The 10,005-nt window shown below is 69.0% G+C and carries 10 protein-coding genes and 1 tRNA gene; 6 read left to right on the forward strand and 5 right to left on the reverse strand.

The genetic code is table 11. The annotated features are described in order from the left end of the window. Nucleotides 1-118 precede the first annotated feature (118 nt). Nucleotides 119-583, reverse strand: a complete 465-nt coding sequence (locus tag HY68_RS08870; protein ID WP_041986620.1) for a GatB/YqeY domain-containing protein — start codon at nt 581-583, stop codon at nt 119-121. A 75-nt stretch (nt 584-658) separates the two neighbouring features. Between HY68_RS08870 and HY68_RS08875 the strand changes: the two genes are divergently transcribed. From HY68_RS08875 to HY68_RS08895, 5 genes are all read left to right on the forward strand, one after another. Then, complete coding sequence (locus HY68_RS08875) at nt 659-1,585, forward strand: metallophosphoesterase (protein ID WP_041986622.1); 927 nt, start codon at nt 659-661, stop codon at nt 1,583-1,585. A 74-nt stretch (nt 1,586-1,659) separates the two neighbouring features. Next, nucleotides 1,660-1,733, forward strand: a tRNA-Pro gene (locus tag HY68_RS08880). A 359-nt stretch (nt 1,734-2,092) separates the two neighbouring features. After that, on the forward strand, nt 2,093-2,263 hold the full coding sequence (locus HY68_RS44910) for a hypothetical protein (RefSeq protein WP_241778504.1): 171 nt from the start codon (nt 2,093-2,095) through the stop codon (nt 2,261-2,263). Between the two features lie 72 nt (nt 2,264-2,335). Then, nucleotides 2,336-2,863 (forward strand): type I restriction enzyme endonuclease domain-containing protein, encoded by a 528-nt coding sequence (locus HY68_RS44915; protein WP_041986628.1) that lies wholly within the window; start codon nt 2,336-2,338, stop codon nt 2,861-2,863. A 44-nt stretch (nt 2,864-2,907) separates the two neighbouring features. Beyond that, nucleotides 2,908-4,161, forward strand: a complete 1,254-nt coding sequence (locus HY68_RS08895; RefSeq protein WP_041995467.1) for a hypothetical protein — start codon at nt 2,908-2,910, stop codon at nt 4,159-4,161. Between the two features lie 306 nt (nt 4,162-4,467). Here the strand turns inward: HY68_RS08895 and HY68_RS08900 are convergent, their stop codons facing one another. Continuing rightward, nucleotides 4,468-4,812, reverse strand: coding sequence for a hypothetical protein (locus HY68_RS08900; RefSeq protein WP_041986631.1), 345 nt, complete (start codon nt 4,810-4,812; stop codon nt 4,468-4,470). A gap of 214 nt (nt 4,813-5,026) precedes the next feature. Here HY68_RS08900 and HY68_RS08905 point away from each other — a divergent pair, with 214 nt between their 5' ends. Next, nucleotides 5,027-6,976, forward strand: coding sequence for a hypothetical protein (locus tag HY68_RS08905; protein WP_107070066.1), 1,950 nt, complete (start codon nt 5,027-5,029; stop codon nt 6,974-6,976). Nucleotides 6,977-7,002: 26 nt separating this feature from the next. Here the strand turns inward: HY68_RS08905 and HY68_RS08910 are convergent, their stop codons facing one another. The 3 genes from HY68_RS08910 to HY68_RS08920 all read right to left on the reverse strand — a co-directional run bounded on the left by HY68_RS08910 (nt 7,003) and on the right by HY68_RS08920 (nt 9,896). Then, complete coding sequence (locus HY68_RS08910; RefSeq protein WP_041986637.1) at nt 7,003-8,244, reverse strand: GNAT family N-acetyltransferase; 1,242 nt, start codon at nt 8,242-8,244, stop codon at nt 7,003-7,005. Nucleotides 8,245-8,328: 84 nt separating this feature from the next. Then, on the reverse strand, nt 8,329-9,315 hold the full coding sequence (locus tag HY68_RS08915) for an asparaginase (protein WP_041986639.1): 987 nt from the start codon (nt 9,313-9,315) through the stop codon (nt 8,329-8,331). A gap of 107 nt (nt 9,316-9,422) precedes the next feature. Continuing rightward, on the reverse strand, nt 9,423-9,896 hold the full coding sequence (locus tag HY68_RS08920; protein ID WP_041995469.1) for a hypothetical protein: 474 nt from the start codon (nt 9,894-9,896) through the stop codon (nt 9,423-9,425). Nucleotides 9,897-10,005: the final 109 nt, after the last annotated feature.

A 10,005-nucleotide genomic window follows, 5' to 3' on the forward strand; every position in this document is an offset into this window, starting at 1 on the left:
GGGCGCCGGAAGAGGCGCCCGCCCCTCTGTCATGCCCGGCCTTCAGGCACCAGGCCGGCAGCAGACGAGAAGGAGGCCGCCGGGAGCGAGCCGGGGAGGAGAAAACAGCAGCGAGACCTCAGCCGGCGAGAAGGCGCTTGACGGCGCCGGCGACGCGGCCGCCCTCGGCCCGCCCCGCGACCTTCGGGCTGACGATCTTCATGACGGCGCCCATGGCCCGCGGCCCCTCGGCCCCGGCCGCCCGCGCCTCGTCGACGGCCTGCGCGACGATGGCGCCCAGCTCCTCGTCGGAGAGCTGCTGCGGCAGGTACGCGTCGAGGATGACGCCCTCGGCCCGCTCCTTCTCGGCCTGCTCGGGCCGGCCGCCCTGCGCGAAGGCGTCGGCGGCCTCGCGTCGCTTCTTGGCCTCCCTGGCGATCACCTTCCGCACCTCTTCGTCGGAGAGCTCGCGGGCTGTCTTGCCCGAGACCTCCTCCTTCGTGATGGCGGACAGGGTCAGCCGGAGCGTGGCGGAGCGCAGCTCGTCACGCGCCCTGATGGAGTCGGTGAGGTCGTCGTGCAGCTTGGACTTGAGGCTGGTCATACGGCCAAGTGTGGCAGGTGCGATTACCGGCCCGCCCGGATTTCCGAGCCCTGCGGCGTCTGCGACGATGGGCGCATGCGCGCACGCTACGGAGTACCTCTGTCCATCGCGGCGGTCGGCGCGGCGGGTATCGCCTACGCCGCCGGATTCGAAGTCCGCTCGTTCCGGCTGCGGCGGGTGACCGTACCCGTACTGCCGCGCGGCATGCACGACATCCGGGTGCTGCAGGTCTCCGACATCCACATGGTGAGCGGCCAGGGCAAGAAACGGCGCTGGCTCCAGTCGCTGGCGGGGCTCCGCCCGGACTTCGTCGTGAACACGGGCGACAACCTCTCGGACCCGGACGGCGTCCCGGAGGTCCTGGACGCGCTGGGGCCGCTGCTGGAGCTGCCGGGCGTCTACGTCTTCGGCTCGAACGACTACTACGGCCCGAAGCTCCGCAACCCCGCCCGCTACCTCTTCGAGAAGGCCCAGGGCAGCCACGGCCTGAACGGCAACCCCCCGGCGGTCCACGCGATCCACAACCCGTGGGAGCCGATGCGCGACGCCTTCGACGCGGCGGGCTGGGTGGGCCTGACCAACACCCGCGGCCGGCTGAAGATCGACGGCCACGAGATCGCCTTCACGGGCCTGGACGACCCGCACATCAAACGGGACAGGTACGAGCACGTCGCCGGCGGCCCGGACGAGGCGGCGGACCTGTCGATCGCCGTCGTGCACGCCCCGTACCTGCGCGCCCTGGACGCGTTCACGGCGGACGGCTACCCCCTGATCCTGGCCGGCCACACCCACGGCGGCCAGCTCTGCGTCCCCTTCTACGGCGCCCTGGTCACCAACTGCGACCTGGACACGGCCCGCGTGAAGGGCCTCTCCACCCACACCACCGCAGGCCACACCGCCCACCTCCACGTCTCGGCAGGCTGCGGCACCAACCGCTACACCCCCCTCCGCTTCGCCTGCCCCCCGGAAGCCACCCTCCTGACCCTGACAGCCCGCCCCTGACCCAACCGAATCGGATTTCGCCTCCGGCCGACGGTGGGCTAAAGTAATCGATGTCGCCGCGACACGGGCGACATCGGGGTGTAGCGCAGCTTGGCAGCGCGCTTCGTTCGGGACGAAGAGGTCGTGGGTTCAAATCCCGCCACCCCGACAGGTGAAACACCAGGTCAGCCCAGCCCACTCAATTTGAGGAGGCTGGGCTGATTTGTTGTGCGTGACTACCGCTCGAGATGCGGCCCGGCGCCGAAGATCGATCCGGTCCATGGCCACGGCTCCAGTCTGGATCACCGGGCGGGTTTGCTTCCGGTAGTCCTCCTCCGTCACGGCGGTACTGGAGTGGCCGACCAGTCGGGAAATCGCTTCGAGCGGAGTACCTCGATCCGACAAGATCGAGACAAAGCAGGTCCATGTCTCTCGCGTGGCGCCGGGACGTCGGGGTCCGCGCCTACATGGCCAGGCTCGACGCGTTGGAACGCGACCTGCCCGTCGCCCGGGATGTCGAGTTGTACCTTGCCCCAGCTGACCTCGTCCCTGGTCGAGATCGGCGGGATATCGGATCTGTCCGCCGAGGCAGGCCTGGAGATTGTCGACCTGACCCACCTCAACGACGCGCTCGTCGCCAAGCTCCAGGGCAGCCACACCCCCGCACCTTGCCGCAGAGGCACTGAGGCGGCTCATTGATCAGAAGATGCGCGAGGTCACACGTCACACATCGTCCGGCGCACGGCCTTCTCCGACCGCCTGCCGGACCTGATGATCCGGTACACGCGGCAGCAGTACACGAGTGCCGAACTCATCGCCAGGCTGGCGGAGATGGCCAAGAAGGTAGTCGATAACGCTCGTCGCGGCGAGAAGTTCGATCCGCCACTGATCTGGCGCGAGCTCGCCTTCTACGACGCCGTGGCCGAACACGGCACGGCTCAGGAACACATGGGCGATGAGATCCTGGCGGCCATCGCCCGCGATCTCGTCGCAGAGGCCCGGAAGAGACCCAAGCCCGACTGGATCGCCCGTGAACCGGTCCGCGCCAGCCTCGGCAGCGCCATCAAGCGCCTGTTGGCCCGCCGCGGTTACCCGCCGGACAGGCGCGCGGAGGCTGTCGGCCTGGTGCTGAAGCAGGTGGAGCACTTCGCCGACGAATGGTCCACAATCGGGGTCCCGGACAGCTGGCACCGTCCGGACACGATGACGCAAGGCCCGTGCAGCCTGGTCCTGTCTGGGTCAGCACCGAGGTCTCCCGTCATCGGCAGATCTCGGCCAGCCCGGCGATCACGGTGCTGACCCCGACCACCTTCATCTGCGAGACGCCAGTTCAGGAGCGGACGATGGACAACACGATCCAACTAATCAGTGACGGTGACGGACTGACGGTCATCGGGAATGCGACGGATGTCTCAGACTTCCTTGTCTCGGAGGGGCTGCCGTCGAAGGACCTCGGACCGCGCTGGCTCAAGTCCTTCTTAGGTGCAGGAGCCGCAGTCGCGCAGGCAGGTTCGGAGATCGCCGCCAACTCCGCTCACTGGGTGAAACTGAGCCCGGAGTCGGCACGGCTTTTCAAGAAGTACGGACTGAGAGAAAGCTCGAAGACGGGACTGAGTACGGGTGTACTGAAGGGGCACAAAGGCCGGATCAAAGGATACGTCGAATTCGCTAAAGCTCCCCGCTCGTTTCTGACCAATCCGGCGAACCTTGCCAATGCTGGAAGACTAATGGCGCAGGTTGCGATGCAACAGACGATGGATGAGATCACCGACTATCTTGCCGCAATCGACAAGAAGGTCGACGACATACTGCGCGCCCAGAAGGACAATGTGCTGGCCCGCACAATCGGGCTGGGTTTCGTCATCGAGGAGGCCATGACCATCCGAGATACGAGAGGTAGAGTCGACGAAATCACGTGGTCGAAGGTGCAGGCCGCGCCTGCGACGATCGCAGAGACCCAGGCTTACGCATTGCGTCAACTCGACGCACTTGCCGAGAAGATGGAACACCAGGCCAAGATCGGCGATCTCGCTACGACGGCCAGGGAAGCCGAGTCCACGGTTCGGGAATGGCTCGCTGTTCTGGCTCGTAGCTTCCAACTGCAGGACGCGATCGCCGTGCTCGAACTCGACCGGGTGCTGGACGCGGCTCCGGAGGAGCTGAACGGACATCGCCTCGGGCTGAGGGCTGCCCGCCAGACCCGGCTGGAACACATCTCGCGAACCACCGAGCGTGTGGTGGCCAGGATGAATGCGGCTGCCGGCACGGCCAACGCGAAGGTGTTGCTGCACCCGACAACGTCCCCGGCTGTAGTCCAGTCGAGCAACCATGTCGCGACCGAGGTCCATGACTTCCACGAGCGACTGGGAATTGAGTCTGGTCGTGAGTCATCGGAGGCGAGACGATGGGTGGAAGCAGCCACGGAGACGAGGGATAGGGCGCTCGAGACAGGGGCAAAGGGTGTTGGTGCCGCCATAGGCCTCGCCAACGAGACCCTCGACCGGGCGAGTTTGGTAAAGGACAGGCTCTCCAGCGGGATCGCCGAGCGAGCGCGCCGTAGGCGCGGGGAAAAGGAGCAGCCCGACGAGGAAGGCTGAGTGAATGAGCGTCGACGGCAACGTCCGTGCGAGGATCCCAATGCCACCGAGGCGGCGGATAGCGGCTCCTCAGAAACCTGCGTAAATCTGAGCCGCTCTCGCATGATCTCTGGAGCTCTGCGTGAGCGGACCAGGTGGCATCGGATGGCCTTGGCATCATCTTGGGGTTTGTTCACGCGGCTCTGACCAGCCAAAGCAGCATTGGCAGAGTCCCGCGGCACCTGTTCTCACAACCGTGCAGATCCTCGAGATGCGTGGGCTGTGGGTCGCTCTCAAATGGCTGGCGCTACAGGGTGGCGTACGACGTCAACACTCCGTCCTGCGGCAGCGCGGGGTGGTGAGCAGTGAGCGGGCGGGGCCCGCATACCGCGGTGATGGCGTCTCCTTGCCGTTGGCCATGGCCAGGCTGGTGGCGAAGCGTAGGAGGTGCGGGGCGGGGACGAAGGAGTCGCGGAGCCATACGGTGAAGACGGCGGCTTCGTCGGCGGAGACATCGGTGAGGGTGATGTAGGCGTAGTCGGGCCTGGGCATCGCCGCCGTTCCGTCCACCCGTACGTCCGGGGGCAGTTCGACCTCGAAATCGAGTGCGGTCCTGTCGTGGATTCCGGACTTCCGGTATTCCAGGGTGAGTTCGGAAGACCCCTGCCGCAAAGCCCTCTCCAGGGAAGGCGCACCTGGCGCGTGGTCGGCGTACCTGGCGCCGCTTCGGCGAGCTGGGTACTCCTGGTGGAGCTGCCCGCGAGGCAGAACCGAAGGCGCCGTGTGGAGTGTTGGAGGTCTGCCCTAATCTTCACTCACTGGCCACAGAGCCGGTACAGGCCGCACACAGTGGCCACATGCTTGGGGGGTTCGAATCAACTTGCGCATGCGCATACTTCCGGCCGCCGTCGCGACGGCGGCTCTCGTCAGTTCCGTGGTGCTCGCGGCCGTCCCGGCGGCCGCCGACACCAGCGTGCCGATCGGCGTCGACAGTGTGCTCGACACCGTCGTCGACGGCGCTCACCAGCAGCTCTACATGAGCGGCAACAGCGCGATCGCCGTCGTCGGGTACACCGGCAAGGTGGTCAGGACGCTCACCGGTCTTTCCGGCGTGTCCGACCTTCAACTGAGCTCGGACGGCGGCACGTTGTACGCCGCCGTCACCGGCGCCGACAAGATCGTCGCCTTCGACACCGCGACGCTCGCACAGACCGCCGAGTATCCGACCGGTGACGGGACGGCGCCGCGCCGGATCGCGCTCACCGAGGGGCGGATCTGGTTCGGCTACGGCGACCAGTGGGATTCCGGGCTCGGCGAGATCGATCTGACCGCCGACCCGGCGGCGGTGACGCTCGACCTCGCGGGCGCCCACGACTTCGCCACCACGCCGATGCTGTACGCCGACCCGGCGAACCCGGACACTCTGGTCGCCCTGGACGGCGGCATCAGTTCCGGGCCGATCGTCGTCTACGACGTGTCGTCCGGTAGCCCGGTCATCCGTGTCACCGCGAACGAGGGCGGCTTCTACCGGGACGCCGCGCTCACGCCGGACGGACAGTCGATCGTCGTGGCCGGGCCGGGGAACCGGGCGGTCACCGAATACCGGCTCTCCGACCTGCAAGAGGTACACGAGTACCCGGTCAAGGACGAGCCGGAGACCGTCAGCGTCGCCCCGGACGGCACGGTCGCGGCAACCGCGCTCGACACCGAGAACACCGGCGACACCTACGTCTTCCCCGCCGGCGCCGGCGCCCCCGCCAGCGTCCGCAACCTCTCGAACGAGTGGATGCCGTGGGGCGGGCACTCGACGGTCTGGTCGGCGGACGGCACGAAACTGTTCGTGCTGACCGGGTCGTCCGGCTCCACGCAGTTCCACGCCGTGAACGAACCGCGCAAGTACGAGGCGAAGCTCACCGCGGTCGCCCCGGCCACGGCCACGCGCGCCAAGACACTCACCGTCAAGGGCACGCTCACCGCCGGTCTCGTGCCGCCCGCGGGGACACCGCTGAACGTCGTACGCACGGACCTGCTGTCCCCGTCGGGCAAGTCCCTCGGCATCAAGGCGCTCGGCGCGAAGGGCGCTTTCTCCTTCACCGACGCGCCCCCGTCCGGCGGTTCGGTGCGGTACACGGTGACGTACGCGGGGGACGCGGCGCACACCTCGGCGTCCGCCTCCGACACCGTCGCCGTCACCCGCGCCACGCCCGCCCTGACGCTCACCAACAACCACAAGACGTACGACTACGGCAAGAAGGTCGTCTTCACCGCCCACCTCGGCACCACCTACACCAACCGCACGGTGGAGATCTGGGCCGACCCGTACGGCGGGGACAAGCCGAACAAGCTGCTGAAGACCGGCAAGGCCGACTCGCACGGCAACCTGTCGGCGACCGTCCCCATGTCGCGCGACACCAACGTGACCGCCGTCTTCAAGGGCGATTCCCGGTACAGCGCGCGGACCGTCAAGTCCACCGCTTACGCGCACGCGAAGATCACCTCCTCGCTGTCCAAGTACTACCGGACAGGCAAGATCGGCTCGACCCGCTACTACTACTTCCACAAGAAGACCGACGCCATCGTGAACACGACGATGACGTACTACAAGGGCCGCAAGGAGCGTCTGGACCTCCAGATCTACTCCAAGGGCAAGTGGTACACGACGGATTCGGAGTACTTCAAACTCGGCACGAACGGCAAGTGCGCCGTCAACCTGGGCCATCCGGGGACATCGGGCGTACGCGCCCGGGTGCGCGCCGCGTACATCGACACCTCGTCGGGTGACAACGTGAACACCACGACGTACGGCGCGTGGTCGTACTTCTACTTCAGCAACTGACCAAGCCGGACAACCACGTTCGGAGCTCAGAAGATGTCCGGGCACCAGGGGCGGCGGGGCGTGCGGAAGAGGTGTTCTGCCGTCGCCGCCGCCCCTGGAGTCTCCTCCGCGACAGCGCCCAGCGCCGCCAGCCGCAGGGCCGACTCCTCGCCCAGGTAGAGCGAGCCCAACTCCCTGACGTCCAGGGTGAGATCGGCCGACTCCGTCGTCGCTGTGACGCACGCGCCCTGTGGGGTGGCGTCCAGCCGGAAGCGGCCCGCCGCCAGCCCGGCCTTGTCCTGGACCTCCAGGGTGAGGGTGGCCGACGTGTCGTACGTACGGGCCTCCAGGGCGCGCGGGACGTCGAGGAGCCGCACCCACAGGAAGTCCGCCTGCGTGACGATCTTGGCGGCGCGCGGGTCGGGGAGGAAGTACGGCAACAGGTCGTCGGAGGCGCGGTAGCCGGTGCGGACCGTGTTGACCCAGTCGATGGAGCAGAGGAACCGCCACAGCGCGCGATCGGCGGCCGGCGTCAGGCCGATCAGGCGCCGGACGCTCACGGTGTTCAGGGGCTGCTTGGCATCGCCCCACTCGGCGTCCGCCGTGTACGCGGCGAGCCCCTCCACCTCGCCCGCCGCCGAGCGGTACACCGCGTAGAACGGCTCGGTCCAGGGGCGGCCGACCGGGTCCTGGCCCGTGTGCGTCTTCCACCACACGTCGTCGAGGCTGATCGCGCCCGGCTGCGCCGCGCGGAACCGGTCGTGGAACTCGGGCCCGAGCTTGCGTACGTCGGCTGCGTCGACCAGATCGATCCTGCCGCCGTCGTCGGGGCGCGACCAGCGCGGGTCGAGCCCCGCGCGCGGCACGTCGATGCTCCACTCGGTGATCGCGGCGGCGGGGCCGAAGCCGTAGCGGCCGTAGATCGGGTACTCGGCGGCGATCAGCGTGGAGACGACGTCGCCGCGCTCCTTCGCCTGCGCCTGGTCGTCGGCCATCATCCGGCTGAGCAGCCCGCGCCTGCGGTGGGTGGGTGACACGGTCACGTTCGAGATCGCGTCGGCCGCCAGCACGGCGCCGCCCACCACCGTCAGCTCCTGGCCGAAGGAGCGGAACGTCGCGACGCACCGCCCGTCGTCGAACGCGCCACGCGTACGCGTCAGATCGCTCAAGGCCAGCCTCGCGGCCACGGCCTCGTCGGACGCCACCGGCGGCCGCAGGAATCCGGTGTCCAGCGCTCGTGTCCAGTCGCGGAGTTCGGATGCGGTGACGGTACGGACCTCAAGGCTCATGGCGCCACGCTAGGCGAACCGCCTCCGAGCGCGCACGCGGTTTTCCGCCGGCGGGAGGCCCTGCGAGAACGACAAGGAACCTGGTCAGAACGCCACCCGCACCTCGCCCACCTCCGCACCACCGCCCAGCACCGGCGCCCGCCCGATCCGCTCCAGCACCTCGTCGTCCTCGCCCAGCATCCGCAGCGCCCGCGCCAGCACCGGGCCCACCGCGCGCCCGCCGCCGTCGTCGATCTTGAAGGCCACCGTCCGGCCGTCGGCCAGGGCGACCGCCTGGACCGCCTCGGCGCCGTTCTTGGACAGCGCGCCCGGCAGCGCCCGCATCAGCCACGTGTCCGAGCGGTGCGTACCCGCCACGTACTCGGGATGGGCGCGCATCGCTGCGGCCACCCGGCCCTCGGCCGTACCGGCGTCGGTCTGCACGAAGTGCCGGAAGGCGCGGGCGAGTCCGGTGAGGCTGAGCGCCATCAGCGGGGCGCCACAGCCGTCCGTACCGACCGCGGCGACCTCCTCGCCCGACGTCTCCTCCACGACCGTACGGACCAGCCGCTGGAGCGGGTGGTCCGGGTCGAGGTATGTGGCGGTCGGCCAGCCGTTCAGCAGGCAGGTGGCGAGCATCGCCGTGTGCTTGCCCGAGCAGTTCATGGCGATCCTGGCCCGCTCATGCCCCGCGGCGAGATACGCCTCGGCCGCCTCCCGGTCCAGCGGCAGGTCGGGCGGCGTCTGCAGATCGTCCTCCGTCAGCCCGTGCTCGGCGAGCATCGTACGGACGAGATCGAGGTGGAACTCCTCGCCCGAATGGCTCGCCGAGGCCAGCGCCAGCCGCTCCCCCGACAGGTCGAGCCCGGCCCGCAGCATCGCCGCCGCCTGCATCGGCTTGTTGCTGGACCGCGGGAAGACCGGTACGCCGGGGTCGCCGAGCGCGAACTCCACACCGCCGTCGGCCGCGAGCAGCACCAGCGAGCCTCGGTGGTGGCCCTCCACGAAGCCGGACCGTACGACCTCGGCGAGGACCGGCAGTGCGGGGGTGGCGGGAGCGGTGTGTGCGGTGCGGGCTTGCTGGGTCGTCATGGTCGGCCTTCCGAGGGGTGCTGGGGCCTGGGGACCCCCGCCCGACCCTGACCGGGGCCGGTCCGGCCCCGATACGGGCCGCTCCGGCCTGATCCGGCCGAGAGACCCTAGGTGAGCAGGTCGTCCACCTGCGCTTCTCCCACACGGTACCTGCGGGTGATCTCCGCGCTGCAATCGTCGACCGTCCGTTGCAGCAGGTGCCTGCGGCGCGAGATCTGCCGCTCGTGCCGCACCAGCCGGCCCATCGCGGCGTGCAGCTCCTCGCTCGTACGCGCGTCCAGGTCCGACAGCTCCACCTCGGCGAGCGTCTCGGCGGCCAGCTCCCGGCACTCGGCGCTGCGCGGCGTGGAGAGGGTGAGATGCCGGGCGGACGAGCGGTGGCGCGAGGGCGCGTCGGTCAGGATCTCGGAGAGCCGGTCCACCACGGGGGTCTCCAGCAGCGCCGGGTTGCCGGCGGTCGGCAGGGACTCCGGGGCGTTACGGCGCGACAGCTCGGCGCGCAGAATGTCGATGCGCCCCTGCAACAGCCGCCGCAGATAGCTGAGATCGGCCTCGTCGCGCTGCGAGTCCCTGCGCAGCATGCGCAGGTCGGGCAGGCCCAGCTCGGTGAAGTCGTACGGGAGCGGGTCGGTCGGCGCCGGCAGCGCGGCGAGAGCGGTCAGCCCGGCGGGCCGGCCGGCCGGTGCGGCG

It is taken from the genome of Streptomyces sp. AcH 505, from assembly GCF_000818175.1.
Classification (GTDB): domain Bacteria; phylum Actinomycetota; class Actinomycetes; order Streptomycetales; family Streptomycetaceae; genus Streptomyces.